Raw genomic sequence first — 20,269 nt, 5'->3', positions numbered from 1 at the left:
AAAAATCGCGATTCTTCGCGATTTTTTTATAGTTTTTCATTGATAAAGCGGATAAATTGATTCCACCAAACCTTCAAAAAGAAGGCTTTTTCTACTTTCTTTTCAGAAACCATTTCAAAAGATGGTTTTTCAGAAGTGAGGTAGCCTTGACCAATCAAGTCCTGGTCATCATAGGTTAGGCTACCGACAACCTTTCCTTCTTCCAAAGGAGCAGTTTCTGATCTTGATTTTGGTGTGAATTGAAGAGCTGATGTAGTTCCGCTTCCAACTCGTTGGACAACTGAAATATCTGACTTAGCGACAGCTGTCACATTATCTTCTTTACCATCAAGAACTGTTACTTTACTATCATTGTATGCTTCACCTTTCTGAACGACAGTTTTTAAGGCAAAGTTTGCAGAAATATAATCTAAAAGTGCAGAAGTAGCAGTAAAACGTGCATAAGGGTTGGTATCTTGTTGGTCTGCATTTAAAACAACCGTAATAATACGCATCCCTTTCTCAACAGTTGTTCCAACGAATGAAGCACCAGCTTTATCAGTAGTACCTGTCTTTAGTCCATCAATTCCACCACGATAGGCAGGCATTCCCTCCAACATATAGTTGGTTGAGTGGATTTCAAGTCCTGCAAAGGTAGAAGTTGGTTTTTTGGTGATTTCCAAAACTTGAGGATAATCTCGGATGAGGTTACGAGCGACTATTGCAACGTCGTAAGCACTCAACTTGTTTTCATCGTCTTTTTTAGAACCAGGATAGATATTATCGCCAAGGGTCTCATTATTTAAACCAGTAGTGTTTACAATAGTTGCATCTTGAATTCCCCATTCAAGAAGTTTAGCCCTCATCTTGTCTACAAAGTCTTTCTCAGAACCAGCAATCTTTTCTGCTAGTGCAATCGCAGCGCTGTTTGCACTGGATACCATTGTAGCCTCTAATAGTTGTTCAACAGTATAATTTCGAGCTTCCATAGGGACGTTACTCGCCTCAGAATTGGTTGTAAGTTTGTAAGGATAGTCCGAAATATCGACAGGTGTAGATAGGCTGATGGTTCCTTGTTCCAAGGCCTCATAGACCAAATAGACTGTAACCAGTTTCGTAATAGAAGCAATTTCTACAGGCTGATTTGCATCTTTCTCGTAGAGGATTTTTCCGGTTGTAGCCTCGACAGCAATGGCATGTTTAGCAGCAACGTCAAACTCCTGAGCAGAAACAGTAGAAACTGTTCCAAAAACAAAAAGTGTTATAAAAGATAAAATTATTTTTTTCATATTAGCTTTATTTTATCATAAAGAAAAAAAATATTCTCGATTTTATACTAAAGCCATCTTATCTTTTGAAGAAATATGATAAAATAAATAGAGGAGGATGCCTATGTTCCGTAGAAACAAATTATTTTTTTGGACAGCTGAAATTTTATTATTAACACTGATTTTCTATCTTTGGAGAGAGATGGGAGCCATCATTACTCCCTTCGTGACAGTTGTGAATACCATCATGATTCCATTTTTGTTAGGTGGATTTTTTTACTACATTACCAATCCAATCGTTACCTTTTTGGAAAAGAGATGTAAGATTAATCGTCTAATTGGTGTCTTGGTCACTCTCTGTGCTTTAATTGGTGCTATCGTTGTAGGCGTTGTTTATCTCTTACCGATTCTGATTAATCAGTTGACTAGCTTGATTATTTCTAGTCAAAATATCTATAGTAGACTACAAGATTTAATCATTGATTTGTCCATGAATCCAGTCTTCCAAAATATAGATATTCAACAAACCATTCAACAACTTAACCTCTCCTATGTGGATATCCTCCAGAATATCCTTAATAGCGTTAGCAATAGTTTAGGAAGCGTTCTTTCAGCCTTGTTTAGTACAGTTTTGATTCTCATTATGACCCCTGTATTCTTGATTTATTTCTTGTTGGATGGTCATAAGTTGCTACCAATGTTGGAACGTACTGTCTTAAAACATGACAAATTGAATCTTTCTAGCCTTTTAACCAATCTCAATACAACCATAGCGCGCTATATCAGTGGAATTGCGATTGATGCTGTTATTATCGGATGTTTAGCCTATATTGGTTATAGCGTTATCGGATTAAAGTACGCTCTTGTTTTTGCTATTTTCTCTGGAATCGCAAATTTAATTCCTTATGTTGGTCCAAGTATTGGCTTGATTCCAATGGTGATTGCCAATGTGTTCACGGATCCTCATCGTATGTTGATTGCGGTTGCTTATATGCTTATTATTCAGCAAATCGATGGAAATGTTCTCTATCCACGTATCGTTGGAGGGGTTATGAAAGTGCATCCGATTACGATTTTGGTGCTCCTCTTACTGTCAAGTAATATCTACGGCGTCATAGGGATGATTGTAGCAGTGCCAACCTACTCTATTCTCAAAGAAATCACTAAGTTCTTGGCGAAATTATATGAAAATCATAAGGAAGCTAAAGAACTGGAAAAATCAGAATCCATTTAGAATCAGGGGAACCTGATTTTTTTGTGAGCATAATACCGCTAGAATGAAATAAGCTTGAATTGTATAAAGAAGCAGAAGAACAGCACTTTGTAAGATTCAGATTAATTCATAAAATATGTGTAAAACACTTGCAATTTAGCAGAAATTTGATAAAATAGTAAGGAAAGTTAGACTGTATTGCCTACTGTCTATCTATAAAATATATTTTATTGGAGGCTTTTACTCAAATGGCAAAAGAAAAATACGATCGTAGTAAACCACACGTTAACATTGGTACTATCGGACACGTTGACCACGGTAAAACTACTTTGACTGCAGCTATCACAACTGTTTTGGCACGTCGCTTGCCTTCAGCAGTTAACCAACCTAAAGACTATGCGTCTATCGATGCTGCTCCAGAAGAACGCGAACGCGGTATCACTATCAACACTGCGCACGTTGAGTATGAAACTGCAAAACGTCACTATGCTCACATCGACGCTCCAGGACACGCGGACTACGTTAAAAACATGATCACTGGTGCCGCTCAAATGGACGGAGCTATCCTTGTAGTAGCTTCAACTGACGGACCAATGCCACAAACTCGTGAACACATCCTTCTTTCACGTCAAGTTGGTGTTAAACACCTTATCGTCTTCATGAACAAAGTTGACTTGGTAGACGACGAAGAATTGCTTGAATTGGTTGAAATGGAAATCCGTGACCTCTTGTCAGAATACGACTTCCCAGGTGACGATCTTCCAGTTATCCAAGGTTCAGCTCTTAAAGCACTTGAAGGTGATACTAAATACGAAGATATCATCATGGAATTGATGGATACTGTTGATGAGTACATCCCAGAACCAGAACGTGATACAGATAAACCATTGCTTCTCCCAGTCGAAGACGTATTCTCAATCACTGGACGTGGTACTGTTGCTTCAGGACGTATCGACCGTGGTACTGTTCGTGTCAACGACGAAATCGAAATCGTTGGTATCAAAGACGAAACTAAAAAAGCAGTTGTTACTGGTGTTGAAATGTTCCGTAAACAACTTGATGAAGGTCTTGCCGGAGATAACGTAGGTGTACTTCTTCGTGGTATTCAACGTGACGAAATCGAACGTGGACAAGTTATCGCTAAACCAGGTTCAATCAACCCACACACTAAATTCAAAGGTGAAGTCTACATCCTTACTAAAGAAGAAGGTGGACGTCACACTCCATTCTTCAACAACTACCGCCCACAATTCTACTTCCGTACTACTGACGTTACAGGTTCAATCGAACTTCCAGCAGGTACTGAAATGGTAATGCCTGGTGATAACGTGACTATCGACGTTGAGTTGATCCACCCAATCGCCGTAGAACAAGGTACTACATTCTCTATCCGTGAGGGTGGACGTACTGTTGGTTCAGGTATGGTTACAGAAATCGAAGCTTAATTCGATTAAGTTCCCAGAAGAACAATTATTTAAGTCAGACACTAAAAGAATCTTGCCTTGCAAGGTTCTTTTTTTGTTCTTGATCTATTTAAAGTGCTCCTACTCTAGCAGTATAATCGTTTTTTTGGTATAATAAAGGTTATGGAAATCGAAAAAACCAATCGTATGAATGCGCTTTTTGAATTTTATGCTGCGCTTTTGACAGACAAGCAGATGAACTATATTGAACTCTACTATGCTGATGACTACAGTCTTGCTGAGATTGCTGAAGAGTTCGGTGTCAGTCGTCAAGCTGTTTATGATAATATCAAGCGGACGGAAAAGATTCTAGAAGATTATGAGATGAAACTGCACATGTATTCGGACTACATTGTCCGCAGTCAGATTTTTGACCAGATCTTGGAGCGTTATCCCAAGGATGACTTTCTGCAGGAGCAGATAGAAGTTTTAACAAGCATTGATAATAGAGAATAAGTGTGGGAAGTATAGTCATCTACAAAGGTATACCCTGTACACTATTAGCTGCTGAGGACCCTTTTCCCATAAGACTACAAATCCTCTCACCTGATTCTATCTCCCGAGCTTTTCAAGAGGGATTTAGCTGTTGGGGATATCCAAATGAGATAATGAAAGAAGTCACTCCAGAAGAACTTGTTTGTTTACAAGATTTTGGACGTTTTCCACCGAATTAATGAAACATAGGAGAAAAAAATGGCATTTGAAAGTTTAACAGAACGTTTACAGAACGTCTTTAAAAATCTACGTAAAAAGGGAAAAATTTCTGAGGCTGATGTCCAAGAAGCAACCAAAGAGATTCGTTTGGCCTTGCTGGAAGCTGACGTTGCCTTGCCTGTTGTAAAGGATTTTATCAAGAAGGTTCGTGAGCGTGCAGTAGGGCACGACGTCATTGATACCCTTAATCCAGCACAACAGATTATTAAAATCGTTGATGAGGAACTGACGGCTGTTTTAGGTTCCGATACGGCAGAGATTATCAAGTCACCAAAAATTCCAACCATTATCATGATGGTCGGTTTGCAGGGGGCTGGTAAAACGACATTTGCTGGTAAGCTGGCTAATAAACTCAAGAAGGAAGAAAATGCTCGTCCTTTGATGATTGCGGCAGATATTTATCGTCCAGCAGCCATTGATCAGCTGAAAACACTTGGACAACAGATTGATGTTCCCGTCTTTGCACTTGGAACAGAGGTTCCAGCTGTTGAGATTGTTCGTCAAGGTTTGGAGCAAGCACAAGCCAATCATAACGACTATGTCTTGATCGATACGGCAGGTCGTTTACAGATTGATGAACTTCTCATGAATGAGCTTCGTGACGTAAAAGCATTGGCCCAACCAAACGAAATTCTACTTGTAGTGGACGCCATGATTGGTCAGGAGGCGGCTAATGTTGCCCGTGAGTTTAATGCTCAGTTAGAAGTGACTGGTGTTATCCTTACCAAGATTGATGGGGATACTCGTGGTGGTGCGGCTTTGTCTGTTCGCCACATCACTGGTAAACCTATCAAGTTCACTGGTACGGGTGAAAAGATTACAGATATCGAAACCTTCCACCCAGACCGTATGTCAAGCCGTATCCTTGGCATGGGGGATATGCTGACCTTGATTGAGAAAGCTTCTCAGGAATACGATGAGCAGAAGGCCCTTGAAATGGCTGAAAAGATGCGTGAAAACACCTTTGATTTCAATGATTTCATTGATCAATTGGATCAGGTGCAAAACATGGGACCGATGGAAGACTTGCTCAAGATGATTCCAGGTATGGCTAACAACCCTGCCCTTCAAAATATGAAGGTGGATGAGCGCCAGATTGCGCGCAAACGTGCCATCGTGTCTTCTATGACTCCTGAAGAGCGTGAAAATCCTGATTTGTTAAATCCAAGTCGTCGCCGTCGTATCGCTGCAGGTTCTGGAAATACCTTTGTTGAAGTCAATAAATTCATCAAGGACTTTAACCAGGCCAAACAGCTCATGCAAGGTGTCATGTCTGGTGATATGAACAAGATGATGAAACAAATGGGAATCAATCCAAATAACCTTCCTAAAAATATGCCAAATATGGGAGGAATGGATATGTCTGCCCTTGAAGGCATGATGGGACAAGGCGGCATGCCAGATATGTCAGCTCTTGGAGGAGCAGGTATGCCAGATATGAGTCAGATGTTTGGTGGTGGACTAAAAGGTAAAATAGGCGAATTTGCTATGAAACAGTCTATGAAACGCATGGCCAACAAAATGAAAAAAGCGAAGAAAAAACGCAAATAAAAAAGGAAAGCAGAAGTGCTTACCTTAAAAAGAACTCTGAATCGGATTCAGAGTTCTTTTGTGTTTGATTGGTTTATTCCCACTCAACAGTTGCAGGTGGTTTACTTGTAATGTCGTAGACGATACGGTTAACGTGATCTACTTCATTTACGATACGTACAGAGATCTTTTGAAGGACTTCCCAAGGGATCTTAGCAAAGTCAGCTGTCATACCATCAATAGAAGTGATGGCACGAATAGCAATCGTGTAGTCGTAAGTACGACCGTCACCCATAACACCGACTGAACGAACGCCTGTGTTGACAGTAAAGTATTGCCAGATATCGCGGTCCAGACCAGCTTTAGCGATTTCTTCACGAAGGATAGCATCAGACTCACGAACAGTTTCTAGTTTTTCTTCAGTGATTTCACCCATGACACGGATAGCGAGTCCTGGTCCTGGGAATGGTTGGCGCCATACGATGTGGTCTGGCATACCAAGCTCTGTACCGAGGGCACGGACTTCGTCTTTATAAAGAGTGTTCAATGGTTCAATCAATTCAAACTGCATGTCTTCTGGAAGACCACCTACGTTGTGGTGTGATTTGATGGTTTGAGCAGTATCTGTACCAGACTCAATCACGTCAGTGTAAAGCGTTCCTTGAGCAAGGAATTTCACATCTTTTAGCTTACTTGCTTCGTCATCAAAGACATAAACAAACTCGTTACCGATGATTTTACGTTTTTGTTCAGGGTCAGAAACGCCAGCAAGTTTGTCAAGGAAACGTTTTGAAGCATCAGCTTTGACAATATTCAAACCAAACTTACCACCAAGCATGTCCATAACTTGGTCAGCCTCTCCCTTACGGAGAAGACCGTGGTCTACAAAGATACAGATTAATTGATCACCGATTGCTTTTTGGAGAAGAACTCCAACAACAGAAGAGTCAACACCACCTGATAGACCTAGAAGAACACGCTTGTCACCTACAGTTTCACGGATTTTCTTGATCTGCATATCGATAAAGTTGTCCATTGACCAGTCGCCTTTAGCTTTACAGATGTTAAGGGCAAAGTTGCGAAGAATATCATTTCCGTATACAGAATGGCGAACTTCTGGGTGGAATTGGATACCATAGATGTGCTTGTCAGGGTTTTCAATAGCTGCATAAGGACAGTCAGCAGAAGTTCCAGTACGAACGAAATCAGCTGGAATCTCTGTAACCGCATCGCCATGGCTCATCAAAACAATCTGTTCTTCAGGAGTCCCTTCAAAGAGGTCAGAAGTGGTATGGGTAAGTGGTGATTGGCCATACTCGCGGTTACCAGCATCACCTGCAGGTACAACTTTTCCTCCAAGTTTATGAGTTAAAAGTTGCATACCATAGCAGATTCCTAAAATTGGAATGCCAAGTTCAAAAATTTCTGGGTCAATATCAAATGAACCATCTTCGTATACAGAGTTTGGTCCACCAGAGAGGATAATCCCTACAGGGTTAATCGCACGAACTTCTGCGGCTGAGATTTTGTGACTTTTTAGCTCTGAAAAAACACCAATTTCACGAATACGGCGTGAAATCAGCTGGTTGTATTGGCTACCATAGTCCAGCACGATGATTTTTTCGACATCTTGCAGATCAGTTGAAATGTTGCTCATCTTTTTCCTTTCTCAAAAGAAATATCTTTTTCAATATTTTATCACAAATGAGAGCGAATTACCAACTAAACAAAGGAAAGTTTGACTTTTCCTAATTAAATACGGTACAATAGAGAAAATAAAGAAAAGAAGTGAAAAGCATGTTACCAGCTTATATGAAAATCCACGATCAGATAAAAAAAGATATCGACGAGCATCGTTGGATGATAGGAGAAAGGCTTCCAAGTGAACGGGATCTTGCAGACCAGTTTCAAGTTAGCCGGATGACCTTGCGACAAGCCATCTCTCTCTTGGTTGAGGAGGGAGTTTTGGAGCGTCGTGTAGGAAGCGGAACCTTTGTTTCTAGCACTCGAGTTCAAGAAAAAATGCGTGGAACCACTAGTTTTACGGAGATTGTCAAATCTCAGGGGAAAGTACCTTCCAGCCAACTCATTTCTTACAGAAGAACCATTCCCAACGAGCAGGAAGTGGCAAAACTTGGGATTTCACCAACTGATAATATCATCCGTATGGAACGGGTTCGGTATGCTGATCAAGTTCCGCTTGTTTATGAAGTGGCTTCGATTCCAGAAAAGTTTATTAAGAATTTTAAAAAAGAAGAAATAACCAGTCATTTCTTTCAGACCTTGCAAGAACATGGTTACCGAATTGGAAAATCCCAACAGACCATTTATGCGAGATTGGCTAAGGAAAAGATTGCCCATTACTTAGAAGTCGAAAAAGGGCATGCCATTTTAGCCTTGACTCAGGTTTCCTATCTCGATGATGGGACAGCTTTTGAATATGTTAAGAGTCAGTATGTGGGTGAACGTTTTGAATTTTATCTTGAAAACAACTAGTCTCAGAAGACTAGTTTTTCGTTTCTAAGAAGATTAGAATTGTCAAAACAATCTGCCTAGGCTTGATTTTATTCATTATTTACTATAAAATGAGAAGGAAAAACGTCAAACTTTTATATTGCAAATAGGAGAAAAAATGACAAAAACATTAAAACGTCCTGAGGTTTTATCACCTGCAGGGACTTTAGAGAAGCTAAAAGTAGCTGTTCGATATGGTGCAGATGCGGTCTTTATCGGTGGTCAAGCCTATGGGCTTCGTAGCCGTGCTGGAAACTTTACCTTTGAACAGATGGAAGAAGGCGTGCAGTTCGCCGCTAAATACGGTGCCAAGGTTTATGTGGCTGCCAATATGGTCATGCATGAAGGAAATGAAGCTGGTGCTGGTGAATGGTTCCGTAAGTTGCGTGATATTGGAATTGCGGCAGTTATTGTATCAGATCCAGCCTTGATCATGATTGCAGCAACAGAAGCACCAGGTCTTGAAATCCATCTTTCAACTCAAGCCAGTGCGACCAACTATGAAACGCTAGAGTTCTGGAAAGAACTGGGTCTAACTCGTGTGGTTTTGGCTCGTGAAGTTTCAATGGAAGAATTGGCAGAGATTCGCAAACGTACAGATGTTGAGATTGAGGCCTTTGTCCATGGTGCTATGTGTATTTCTTACTCAGGTCGCTGTACGCTTTCAAACCACATGAGTATGCGTGATGCTAACCGCGGGGGGTGTTCTCAATCTTGCCGTTGGAAATACGACCTCTACGACATGCCCTTTGGCCAAGAACGCAAGAGTCTTAAAGGTGAAATTCCAGAAGAATTTTCGATGTCAGCCGTTGACATGTCTATGATTGATCATATTCCAGATATGATTGAAAATGGTGTAGATAGTCTAAAAATCGAAGGTCGTATGAAGTCAATCCACTATGTTTCAACAGTAACCAACTGTTATAAGGCGGCTGTGGATGCTTACCTTGAAAGTCCAGAAAAATTTGAAGCTATTAAACAAGACCTGGTAGATGAGATGTGGAAGGTTGCCCAACGTGAATTGGCAACAGGTTTCTACTATAGCACACCTACAGAAAATGAACAGTTATTTGGCGCTCGCCGTAAGATTCCTGAGTACAAGTTTGTCGCTGAGGTGGTTTCTTATGATGAAGCAACCCAGACAGCAACCATTCGTCAACGGAACGTAATCAACGAGGGCGACCAAGTTGAGTTTTATGGTCCAGGTTTCCGTCATTTTGAGACCTATATTGAGGATCTTCACGATGCCAAAGGAAATAAAATCGATCGCGCTCCAAATCCAATGGAACTCTTGACCATCAAGGTTCCACAGCCTGTGCAAGCAGGTGACATGGTCCGTGCTCTGAAAGAAGGACTTATCAACCTCTATAAGGAAGACGGGACAAGTGTCACAGTTCGTGCATAGATAAGGAAAAGTGAATGAATCAAACACAAGGTTTATTGGTAGATGATGAAAGTAGGTGTATTCATTACCATGGCGAAAAGGATATTGTTTCACTCCAGTGTTATGAATGCAAGAAATACTACGCATGCTATCAGTGTCACAATGCGATGGAGACACATATATTTTCACCCTACCCCTTGACGCTTGCGGAGGATCGACCGATTTTATGTGGGGTTTGTAAGAGGATAATGACTTTCCAAGAATACCAAAAGCAGATAGCCTGCCCTTATTGCAAATCTCCATTTAATCTAAGTTGTAAACAACACTATTCCTACTATTTCAAATAAACTGAATCTATCCAAGTTCTAAACTTGGATTTTTCAATTTATCTCGGAAAATGTAGAAAAAGTGGAAACACATTTCGTCATAAAATGAGAAACTTATCTATACTGTAGTATAAAAATAGAAATAAATCATCTGAAACGCTTTCAACGTAAGTAAAAAGTTGACAAAAACAAATTTTAGGACTAAACTAAGTAAGTAAATTTTAAATAAAAGGAGAATTCATCATGAATTTAACATTTTTCGGTCTATGTCTTGCCTGTATGGGTGTATCTCTTGCAGAAGGATTTTTGATGAACGGTTTGTTCAAATCTGCAGCACGCCAACCAGATATCATCCCACAATTGCGTAGTTTGATGATCATGGGGATTGCCTTTATCGAAGGAACATTCTTTGTAACTCTCGTATTTTCATTTATCATCAAATAAAGAGAAGTATAAAATGGAAAAGGGAGGATTCTAGATGGAAGAAAGTATCAATCCAACCATCAATATTGGTCCTGTTACCTTTGATTTAACCTTGACAGCATTGACTTTGTTGTCTGTGGCACTGATTTTTGGCTTTATCTATTGGGCAAGTCGTAATATGACTGTGAAACCCAAAGGAAAGCAAAATGTACTAGAGTATCTCTATGACTTTGTAGTCGGATTTACAGAACCCAACATAGGTTCTCGGTACATGAAAGATTACTCACTCTTTTATTTGTGTTTATTTCTTTTTATGGTTATCGCAAACAATCTTGGTTTGATGGCAAAACTTCAAACTACAGATGGGACAAACCTTTGGACATCGCCAACTGCAAATCTCCAGTTTGACTTGGCTTTGTCATTTGGAATTATCCTGATGACCCATATTGAAGGAATTCGTCGTCGTGGTATTAAAAAATATCTAAAAGGTTTTGTAACCCCAGGTTTTATGACACCGATGAATCTCCTTGAAGAAGTCACGAATTTCCTATCACTTGCTTTGCGGGTGTTCGGGAATATCTTTGCCGGAGAAGTGATGGCAAGCTTGCTTATTACTCTTTCTCATCAGGCTCTTTATTGGTATCCAGTCGCATTTGTTACCAATCTTGTCTGGACGGCATTCTCTGTGTTTATTTCCTGTGTTCAGGCCTATGTATTCACAGTCTTGTCTTCAATGTATCTAGGAAATAAAATTAATGATGAAGAGTAGAAAGGAGTAAATGATGCACGTAACAGTAGGTGAATTGATTGGTAACTTTATTTTAATCGCTGGCTCTTTTATCCTTTTGGTCGTCTTAGTCAAAAAATACGCATGGTCAAACTTGACAAGTATCTTTGAAGAACGAGCTGAAAAGATTGCTGCTGATATTGATGGCGCTGAACAAGCTCGTCAAAAAGCAGAGACTCTTGCTCAAAAGCGCGAAGATGAATTAGCAGGTAGTCGTAGTGAAGCTAAAACTATCATTGAAAATGCTAAAGAGACAGCTGAAAAGAGTAAATCAGATATTTTGGCTGAAGCTAAGCTAGAAGCTGGTCGCTTGAAAGAAAAAGCTAACCAAGAAATTGCGCAAAACAAAGCTGAGGCTTTACAAAGTGTTAAGGGCGAGGTGGCAGATTTGACAGTTAGCCTAGCTGGGAAAATCATCTCACAAAACCTTGATAGTCATGCCCATAAGGAACTCATTGATCAGTATATCGATCAGCTAGGAGAAGCCTAATGGACAAGAAAACAGCAAAGGTAATTGAAAAATACAGCATGCCTTTTGTCCAATTAGTGATTGAAAAAGGAGAAGAGGACCAGATTTTTTCAGACTTGGATCAAATCAAGCAAGTCGCAGAAGAAACGGGCTTACCTTCTTTTTTAGCTCAGGTGGCAGTTGATGAGTCAGATAAGGAAAAAACAGTTCGTTTCTTTCAAGACTCTGTGTCACCTTTAATGCAAAACTTTATTCAAGTCCTGGTTTACAATCACAGAGCAAATCTTTTTTATGAAGTAATTGCGGATTGTTTGAATCGCCTTGAAAAAGAGACCAATCGTTTTGTAGTCACGATTTCTTCAGCCCATCCTTTAACAGATGAACAGAAGAAACGTCTGCTCCCATTGATAGAGAAAAAAATGTCTCTGAAAGTGCGGAGCGTCAAAGAACAAATTGATGAAGGACTCATTGGTGGTTTTGTCATTTTTGCTAATCACAAGACAATTGATGTGAGTATTAAACAACAACTTCGAGTTGTTAAAGAAAATTTGAAATAGAAAGTGGTGTTCTTTTGGCAATTAACGCACAAGAAATCAGCGCTTTAATTAAGCAACAAATTGAAAATTTCAAACCCAATTTTGATGTATCTGAAACAGGTGTTGTAACCTATATCGGGGACGGAATTGCGCGTGCTCACGGCCTTGAAAATGCCATGAGTGGAGAGCTGTTGATTTTTGAAAACGGCTCTTATGGGATGGCGCAAAACTTGGAGTCAACAGACGTCGGGATTATCATCCTAGGTGACTTTACAGATATTCGTGAAGGCGATACAATTCGTCGTACAGGTAAAATCATGGAAGTTCCTGTTGGTGAGAGCCTTATTGGACGTGTTGTGGATCCACTTGGTCGTCCAGTTGACGGTCTTGGAGAAATCCATACTGATAAGTCTCGTCCAGTAGAAGCGCCGGCTCCTGGCGTTATGCAACGTAAGTCTGTATCAGAACCATTGCAAACAGGTTTGAAAGCTATTGATGCCCTTGTTCCGATTGGTCGTGGTCAACGTGAGTTGATTATCGGTGACCGTCAAACAGGGAAAACAACCATCGCTATTGATGCTATTTTGAACCAAAAAGGTCAAGATATGATCTGTATCTATGTAGCGATTGGACAAAAAGAGTCAACTGTTCGTACGCAAGTTGAAACACTTCGTCAGTACGGTGCCTTGGACTACACAATCGTTGTGACAGCTTCTGCTTCACAACCTTCTCCATTGCTCTTCCTAGCTCCTTATGCTGGGGTTGCTATGGCAGAAGAGTTTATGTACCAAGGGAAGCATGTTTTGATCGTTTATGATGATCTTTCAAAACAAGCGGTCGCTTATCGTGAACTTTCCCTCTTGCTTCGTCGTCCACCAGGTCGTGAAGCCTTCCCTGGGGATGTTTTCTACCTTCATAGCCGTTTGCTTGAGCGTTCAGCTAAGGTTTCTGATGAACTTGGTGGTGGTTCAATCACAGCTCTACCATTTATCGAGACACAAGCAGGAGATATCTCTGCTTATATCGCAACCAACGTGATTTCAATCACCGATGGTCAAATCTTCCTTGGCGATGGTCTCTTCAATGCGGGTATTCGTCCAGCCATCGATGCGGGTTCATCTGTATCTCGTGTAGGTGGTTCTGCACAAATTAAAGCTATGAAGAAGGTTGCTGGTACACTTCGTATTGACCTTGCTTCATATCGTGAGTTGGAAGCCTTCACTAAGTTTGGTTCTGATCTGGATGCGGCTACTCAAGCTAAGTTAAATCGTGGACGTCGTACCGTTGAAGTTCTGAAACAACCAGTTCACAAACCATTGCCTGTTGAGAAACAAGTAACCATTCTCTATGCTTTGACACATGGTTTCTTGGATACGATTCCTGTAGATGACATTGTTCGTTTTGAGGAAGAGTTTCATGATTTCTTTGATGCACAACATCCAGAGATTTTGGAAACTATTCGTGAAACAAAAGACTTGCCAGAAGAGGCAGTCTTGGATGCTGCGATTACAGAGTTTCTCAATCAATCCAGCTTCCAATAAGAATAGAGGTGTCAGATGGCAGTATCTCTAAATGATATTAAAACAAAAATCGCCTCAACAAAAAATACTAGTCAAATCACTAATGCCATGCAAATGGTATCGGCTGCTAAACTAGGTCGCTCTGAAGAAGCGGCTCGCAACTTCCAAGTTTACGCTCAGAAAGTTCGTAAGCTTTTGACGGATATTCTGCATGGTAACGGATCAGGTGGTTCAACCAATCCGATGCTCATCAGTCGCCCAGTTAAGAAAACAGGCTATATCGTTATCACTTCAGACCGTGGCTTGGTTGGAGGTTATAATGCTTCCATCCTTAAAGCTGTTATGGAGTTGAAAGAAGAATACCATCCAGATGGTAAAGGTTTTGAGATAATCTGTATCGGTGGGATGGGAGCTGATTTCTTTAAGGCTCGTGGTATTCAGCCAATCTATGAACTACGTGGCTTGGCAGATCAACCTAGTTTTGATGAAGTTCGTAAAATTATTTCAAAAACGATTGAGATGTACCAAAACGAACTTTTTGATGAATTATACGTCTGCTACAATCATCATGTCAATACTCTCACAAGTCAAATGCGTGTAGAACAAATGCTTCCAATCGTTGACTTAGATCCAAATGAAGCGGATGAAGAATATAGCTTGACCTTTGAGTTGGAAACGAGTCGTGATGAGATTCTAGAGCAGTTGTTGCCACAGTTTGCAGAAAGTATGATATACGGGGCTATCATCGATGCCAAGACAGCTGAGAATGCTGCAGGTATGACAGCCATGCAAACGGCAACTGATAATGCCAAGAAAGTCATCAATGATTTGACAATCCAGTATAACCGTGCTAGACAGGCGGCGATTACACAAGAAATTACAGAAATTGTAGCGGGGGCTAGTGCCTTAGAATAAGGCTTTGCCTCCCTCGTATCAAAATGAACTTAGGACCTAGGTGAACTAGGAACCGACAGTATCTTATATAGAATAGGAGAAGGAGATGAGTTCAGGTAAAATTGCTCAGGTTATTGGACCCGTTGTTGACGTCTTGTTCGCAGCAGGTGAAACACTTCCTGAGATTAATAATGCACTTGTCGTCTACAAAAATGACGAAAGAAAAACAAAAATCGTCCTTGAAGTAGCCTTGGAGTTGGGTGATGGTATGGTTCGTACTATCGCCATGGAATCAACAGATGGTTTGACTCGTGGTATGGAAGTTTTGGACACGGGCCGTCCAATCTCTGTGCCAGTAGGTAAAGAAACTTTGGGACGTGTCTTCAACGTTTTGGGAGATACCATTGACTTGGATGCTCCTTTCGATGAAGACGCTGAGCGTCAGCCAATTCATAAGAAAGCTCCAACTTTTGATGAATTGTCTACCTCATCTGAAATCTTGGAAACAGGGATCAAGGTTATCGACCTTCTTGCCCCTTACCTAAAAGGTGGTAAAGTTGGACTTTTCGGTGGTGCCGGAGTTGGTAAAACTGTCTTGATTCAAGAATTGATTCACAATATTGCCCAAGAACACGGTGGTATTTCAGTATTTACTGGTGTTGGGGAACGTACTCGTGAAGGGAACGACCTTTACTGGGAAATGAAAGAATCAGGTGTTATCGAGAAAACAGCCATGGTATTTGGTCAGATGAATGAACCACCTGGAGCACGTATGCGTGTTGCCCTTACTGGTTTGACAATCGCCGAATATTTCCGTGATGTAGAAGGCCAAGATGTGCTTCTCTTTATCGATAATATCTTCCGTTTCACTCAAGCTGGTTCAGAGGTATCTGCCCTTTTGGGTCGTATGCCTTCAGCCGTTGGTTACCAACCAACACTTGCTACGGAAATGGGTCAATTGCAAGAACGTATCACATCAACCAAGAAGGGGTCTGTAACCTCTATTCAGGCTATCTATGTGCCAGCGGATGACTATACTGACCCAGCGCCAGCAACAGCCTTCGCTCACTTGGATTCAACTACAAACTTGGAACGTAAGTTGGTACAGTTGGGTATCTACCCAGCCGTTGACCCTCTAGCTTCAAGCTCTCGTGCCTTGGCACCTGAGATTGTTGGTGAGGAGCACTATGCAGTTGCTGCTGAGGTCAAACGTGTCCTTCAACGTTACCATGAATTGCAAGATATCATTGCTATCCTTGGTATGGATGAACTCTCTGATGAAGAAAAGACTTTGGTTGCTCGTGCCCGTCGTATCCAGTTCTTCTTGTCTCAAAACTTTAACGTTGCCGAACAATTTACTGGCCAACCTGGTTCTTATGTACCAGTAGCGGAAACAGTTCGCGGCTTTAAGGAAATCCTTGAAGGAAAACATGACCATCTACCAGAAGATGCCTTCCGTGGTGTCGGTTCAATCGAAGATGTGATTGCAAAAGCTGAGAAAATGGGATTTTAAGAGGTGATCTATGGCTCATTTAACTGTCCAGATCGTGACACCAGATGGCCTCGTCTATGATCACCATGCCAGCTTTGTATCGGTACGAACTCTGGATGGTGAGATGGGGATCTTGCCACGACATGAAAATATGATTGCGGTTTTAGCGGTTGATGAAGTAAAGGTAAAACGAATCGATGACGATACTCATGTGAACTGGATTGCAGTGAACGGAGGAATTATCGAGATTGCCAATGACATTATTACTATTGTAGCAGACTCAGCAGAACGTGCTCGTGATATCGATATCAGCCGTGCCCAACGTGCTAAACTTCGTGCTGAACGTGAGATTGAAGAAGCACAAGATAAACACTTGATTGACCAAGAACGGCGAGCTAAGGTTGCTTTGCAACGCGCCATTAACCGTATCAATGTCGGAAATAAACTATAAAAAAAATGAACTTGAGTTTCAAGTTCATTTTTATTTTACATTAATGTTTAAATGTGATGCAAACGGCTTCGGGAACTTGGAAATCGTTAGAAAGCTCAGCTAATCGACCAGTTTCGGGATTACGTTTAAAGACGGTTGCATTATCTGAATCTTGGTGAACTGCAATTAGAAATTCTTGGTCAGGAGTAAGATTGAAATCGCGCGGATTTTGTCCATGGCTGGGCACAATTTCTAATAATTCCAGACTACCATCAGCTAGGATGCTAAATACAGCAATGGAATCATGACCTCGGTTTGATGCATAGAGATATTTACCATCTTTTGAAAGACGAATGGCAGCAGTAGCATTAAATCCCTCATATCCATCTGGCAAAGTCGAAATGACTTGCATGCGTTCAAATTCACCAACACCATCGTAAATCAAGACTTCAATGGTACTGTTGAGTTCACAGATGAGGTAGGCAATCTTATAATGATGATGGAAAACGATATGGCGAGCCCCTGCTCCAGCTTGGCTATGATAAGTATAGAGTTTACTTAGTTTTCCTTCTGGACTAACATCGTAGGTCGTTACTTCATCCGTACCTAAATCACATGTGACGAGATACTGGTCAGGTGTTAGATCTGTAAAGTGGACATGAGGAGAAGTTTGATTTTCATGAGGACCTTGTCCACTATGCTGATCTAGATCCGTTTGGATGAGGCTACCATCCGTTTGACGTTTATAAACCAGGACTTGCCCCTTATGATAGTTGGCTCCGTAAACGAGACTACGTTTTTCATCTACTGCCACATAACAATGAGGAGCGCCTTCTTCCACCACATGATTTAATAAGGTGCCGTCGGTCTTGTAAGCAGCGATTCCACCCAAACCATCCTGGCTCCCTACGGTGTATAAGTGTTGCTGTTTGTCAAAGGCAAGGTAGGTCGGACTTGGTTCAGCAGCAAAGAGTTCAAGATTTGTAAGCTGACCTGTTTCTGTATTAAAATCTGCCTTGTAAATCCCTTTAGATAAGCGACGAGTGTAAGTTCCAAAATAAACAGTTTCTTTCATGTCCATACCTCTTAATAATGATAAACTTATTATACCACAAAATGAAATTCTTAACTGACTTTCATCATTTTTTGAAAATTACAGAAAACATCTTAGGGAGATTTATTTAGTTTTTACCTTGCTTTCAAAAATCAAAGTGATATAATAATCATATATTTGATTTAAAGGAGTGCCTTATGAAAAAACGTATTTTTCTAACGGCTGCAGTAGCAGTGTTGTCCTCAGCACTACTAGCAGCTTGTTCGTCTGGTGGTAAAAATGCCAACCAACCTGTGACTTATACTTATGTCTTCTCATCGGATCCTGCAACTCTGGACTACACAGTTTCTGGAAATTCCAGTACCAAACAGGTGACTGGGAATGTCATCGATGGTTTGCTTGAGAATGACCAATATGGAAATCTTGTACCGTCTGTAGCAGAGGACTGGAGTGTTTCTAAAGATGGTTTGACTTACACCTATAAAATCCGAAAAGGGATTAAGTGGTACACTAATGAAGGCGAAGAATATGGTGAAGTAAAGGCTCAGGATTTCGTGACAGGTTTGAAACATGCTGTCGCTAAGAAATCACAAGCCCTCTATCTTGTACAGGATTCAATCAAAGGGTTGGATGATTATATTAACGGGAAAACAAATGATTTTTCTACTGTTGGAATTAAGGCGACAGATGATTATACACTCGTTTATACGCTTAATAATCCTGAATCTTTCTGGAATTCCAAGACAACGATGGGTGTTTTAGCACCAATCAATGAAGACTTTTTAGCCTCTAAAGGGGATGATTTTGGTAAACCTACTGATGTTACAAGTATTCTATACAATGGTCCTTACCTTCTGAAAGGTCTCACATCGAAATCTTCAATTGAGATGACGAAAAACCAAAACTATTGGGATAAAGGAAACGTCTTCATTGATGATATAAAATTGACTTTCTTTGATGGTCAAGATGCAGACTCTCTTGGTCGTGGTTTTGATGAAGGACACTACCCAGCAGCTCCGCTCTTTAAGAATTCTGCAAACTATGAGCGATTCAAAGAAAAATACAAAGACAACATTGTGTATGGTCAACAAAGAGGAGGTAGCTACTACATTTCAACTAATATTGACCGTGTAGCCTATAACCATACTTCTAAAACAACGGACGAAGAAAAGACATCTACTAAGAAAGCTTTGTTGAACAAAGATTTCCGCCAAGCCTTGGCTTTTGGAGCAGATCGTAAGGCTGCTGTCTCTCAAGTATTTGGTGATGAAGTTGCCCCTCGTAAATTACGTACTAGCTTTACACCTCCAACATTTGTTCAAATTGGGGATCAATCTTTTGGTCAAGTAACAAAAACAGAACTTGACAAGTTGGATACTGCTTGGAGCGATGTTAGCTTGGATGATGCACAAGATTCACTTCATAATGTAGATAAAGCTAAAACTAAACTTGAAGCGGCTAAGAAAACTCTTCAAGCCGACGGTGTTCAGTTCCCTATTCATTTGGACTTGCCAGTATCCTCTACTCAAACGGATTTTGTACGTCAAGCTCAATCGTATAAACAATCAATAGAGGAAGCTCTTGGAGTTGAAAATGTCGTGGTTGATATCCAACAAGTTTCTGATGATGAATTGGGAAGTATGACCGTTCTTGCAACTTCAAAAGACAATATCGACTGGGATATCAATCCAAACAGTGGATGGAGCCCAGACTATGCAGATCCATCAACCTATCTTGATGCATTTGATCCAACATCTGGACCAACTCTTCTTGGAGCACTTGGTATTGCACCAGGATCAGATAGTTCAGCCATTAAGGCAGTAGGATTGGATAAATACAAAGAATTACTTGATGATGCAAACAGTGAGAAAACAGATCTCGAAAAACGCTATTCAAAATATGCTAAAGCTCAAGCATGGTTGACAGATAGTGCTCTAGTTATTCCTGTACACTCAGACGGTGCCCAAATGCTTGTTACAAAGAAAGTCCCAGGAACAGGAGCAGATGGTTGGGTCGGTGATAAAACAGGTGAAAACAGTTATAAATATCTGAAGATTCAAGATAAGATTGTGACAAGTAAAGAAATGGAAGAATTCCGCAAGAAATTTGCTGAAGAAAAAGCAAAATCAAACGAAGAATACCAAAAACAACTATCAAGTCATATTAAAGATTAAATAAATCTCCTCAATAGAGGAGATTTTTCTTTTTTGTCTATTCATGTAAGCACTTTAAAAAAGAGTTATTTTAGTTTAAAAATGGTATAATGAGAGAAT

20 protein-coding genes are annotated in these 20,269 nt (G+C 40.5%); 17 read left to right on the top strand and 3 right to left on the bottom strand.

Annotated features, from left to right (window positions below; all coding sequences use genetic code 11):
• Positions 1 to 26: 26 nt before the first annotated feature.
• Entirely contained in the window at positions 27 to 1,268 is a 1,242-nt protein-coding gene (pbp3, locus tag AC4ME5_RS01895) for a D-alanyl-D-alanine carboxypeptidase PBP3 (RefSeq protein WP_491799584.1), read from the bottom strand.
• 103 nt (positions 1,269 to 1,371) lie between these two features.
• On the opposite strand from pbp3, the gene AC4ME5_RS01890 reads away from it, so the two are divergent.
• The 5 genes from AC4ME5_RS01890 to ffh all read left to right on the top strand — a co-directional run bounded on the left by AC4ME5_RS01890 (position 1,372) and on the right by ffh (position 6,188).
• A complete protein-coding gene (locus tag AC4ME5_RS01890) occupies positions 1,372 to 2,481 on the top strand; it encodes an AI-2E family transporter (protein WP_000489822.1) in 1,110 nt (369 codons plus the stop codon).
• Between the two features lie 227 nt (positions 2,482 to 2,708).
• On the top strand, positions 2,709 to 3,905 hold the full coding sequence (gene tuf / locus AC4ME5_RS01885; protein WP_007521701.1) for an elongation factor Tu: 1,197 nt from the start codon (positions 2,709 to 2,711) through the stop codon (positions 3,903 to 3,905).
• A gap of 141 nt (positions 3,906 to 4,046) precedes the next feature.
• Entirely contained in the window at positions 4,047 to 4,379 is a 333-nt protein-coding gene (locus AC4ME5_RS01880; RefSeq protein ID WP_000402068.1) for a putative DNA-binding protein, read from the top strand.
• 2 nt (positions 4,380 to 4,381) lie between these two features.
• Positions 4,382 to 4,597, top strand: a complete 216-nt coding sequence (locus AC4ME5_RS01875; RefSeq protein ID WP_084938541.1) for a 2-oxoglutarate:acceptor oxidoreductase — start codon at positions 4,382 to 4,384, stop codon at positions 4,595 to 4,597.
• A gap of 19 nt (positions 4,598 to 4,616) precedes the next feature.
• Positions 4,617 to 6,188 carry a signal recognition particle protein gene (gene ffh, locus AC4ME5_RS01870; RefSeq protein WP_084938540.1) on the top strand — a complete coding sequence of 524 codons (1,572 nt, stop codon included), beginning with the start codon at positions 4,617 to 4,619 and terminating at the stop codon, positions 6,186 to 6,188.
• Positions 6,189 to 6,261: 73 nt separating this feature from the next.
• Here the strand turns inward: ffh and guaA are convergent, their stop codons facing one another.
• Entirely contained in the window at positions 6,262 to 7,824 is a 1,563-nt protein-coding gene (gene guaA / locus AC4ME5_RS01865; RefSeq protein ID WP_268713491.1) for a glutamine-hydrolyzing GMP synthase, read from the bottom strand.
• Positions 7,825 to 7,964: 140 nt separating this feature from the next.
• Here guaA and AC4ME5_RS01860 point away from each other — a divergent pair, with 140 nt between their 5' ends.
• From AC4ME5_RS01860 to AC4ME5_RS01810, 11 genes are all read left to right on the top strand, one after another.
• Entirely contained in the window at positions 7,965 to 8,663 is a 699-nt protein-coding gene (locus tag AC4ME5_RS01860; RefSeq protein WP_084938538.1) for a GntR family transcriptional regulator, read from the top strand.
• 136 nt (positions 8,664 to 8,799) lie between these two features.
• On the top strand, positions 8,800 to 10,086 hold the full coding sequence (locus tag AC4ME5_RS01855) for a peptidase U32 family protein (RefSeq protein ID WP_084938537.1): 1,287 nt from the start codon (positions 8,800 to 8,802) through the stop codon (positions 10,084 to 10,086).
• A gap of 14 nt (positions 10,087 to 10,100) precedes the next feature.
• Positions 10,101 to 10,412 carry a CHY zinc finger protein gene (locus tag AC4ME5_RS01850; protein ID WP_491799579.1) on the top strand — a complete coding sequence of 104 codons (312 nt, stop codon included), beginning with the start codon at positions 10,101 to 10,103 and terminating at the stop codon, positions 10,410 to 10,412.
• A 222-nt stretch (positions 10,413 to 10,634) separates the two neighbouring features.
• On the top strand, positions 10,635 to 10,835 hold the full coding sequence (locus AC4ME5_RS01845; protein WP_001054552.1) for a F0F1 ATP synthase subunit C: 201 nt from the start codon (positions 10,635 to 10,637) through the stop codon (positions 10,833 to 10,835).
• Positions 10,836 to 10,869: 34 nt separating this feature from the next.
• A complete protein-coding gene (gene atpB / locus AC4ME5_RS01840) occupies positions 10,870 to 11,583 on the top strand; it encodes a F0F1 ATP synthase subunit A (RefSeq protein ID WP_491799577.1) in 714 nt (237 codons plus the stop codon).
• Between the two features lie 13 nt (positions 11,584 to 11,596).
• Entirely contained in the window at positions 11,597 to 12,091 is a 495-nt protein-coding gene (gene atpF / locus AC4ME5_RS01835) for a F0F1 ATP synthase subunit B (protein ID WP_000558551.1), read from the top strand.
• Positions 12,091 to 12,627 (top strand): F0F1 ATP synthase subunit delta, encoded by a 537-nt coding sequence (locus AC4ME5_RS01830; protein ID WP_491799575.1) that lies wholly within the window; start codon positions 12,091 to 12,093, stop codon positions 12,625 to 12,627. Before atpF ends, AC4ME5_RS01830 begins: the two co-directional genes overlap by 1 nt.
• A 14-nt stretch (positions 12,628 to 12,641) precedes the next feature.
• Positions 12,642 to 14,147, top strand: a complete 1,506-nt coding sequence (atpA, locus tag AC4ME5_RS01825) for a F0F1 ATP synthase subunit alpha (protein ID WP_000996624.1) — start codon at positions 12,642 to 12,644, stop codon at positions 14,145 to 14,147.
• Positions 14,148 to 14,162: 15 nt separating this feature from the next.
• On the top strand, positions 14,163 to 15,041 hold the full coding sequence (locus AC4ME5_RS01820; protein WP_061414282.1) for a F0F1 ATP synthase subunit gamma: 879 nt from the start codon (positions 14,163 to 14,165) through the stop codon (positions 15,039 to 15,041).
• A gap of 85 nt (positions 15,042 to 15,126) precedes the next feature.
• Entirely contained in the window at positions 15,127 to 16,533 is a 1,407-nt protein-coding gene (gene atpD, locus AC4ME5_RS01815; RefSeq protein WP_000094373.1) for a F0F1 ATP synthase subunit beta, read from the top strand.
• Between the two features lie 10 nt (positions 16,534 to 16,543).
• Entirely contained in the window at positions 16,544 to 16,963 is a 420-nt protein-coding gene (locus tag AC4ME5_RS01810; RefSeq protein WP_000940837.1) for a F0F1 ATP synthase subunit epsilon, read from the top strand.
• Positions 16,964 to 17,003: 40 nt separating this feature from the next.
• Here AC4ME5_RS01810 and AC4ME5_RS01805 read toward each other — a convergent pair whose 3' ends face one another.
• Positions 17,004 to 18,017 (bottom strand): lactonase family protein, encoded by a 1,014-nt coding sequence (locus AC4ME5_RS01805; protein ID WP_061588132.1) that lies wholly within the window; start codon positions 18,015 to 18,017, stop codon positions 17,004 to 17,006.
• Positions 18,018 to 18,193: 176 nt separating this feature from the next.
• On the opposite strand from AC4ME5_RS01805, the gene AC4ME5_RS01800 reads away from it, so the two are divergent.
• A complete protein-coding gene (locus tag AC4ME5_RS01800; RefSeq protein WP_061588133.1) occupies positions 18,194 to 20,170 on the top strand; it encodes a peptide ABC transporter substrate-binding protein in 1,977 nt (658 codons plus the stop codon).
• Positions 20,171 to 20,269 lie beyond the last annotated feature (99 nt).

This window comes from Streptococcus sp. A69 (genome assembly GCF_058556195.1).
The sequence above is the reverse complement of the archived record's forward strand: the minus strand, read 5'-3'. Positions and strand labels throughout refer to the sequence as shown.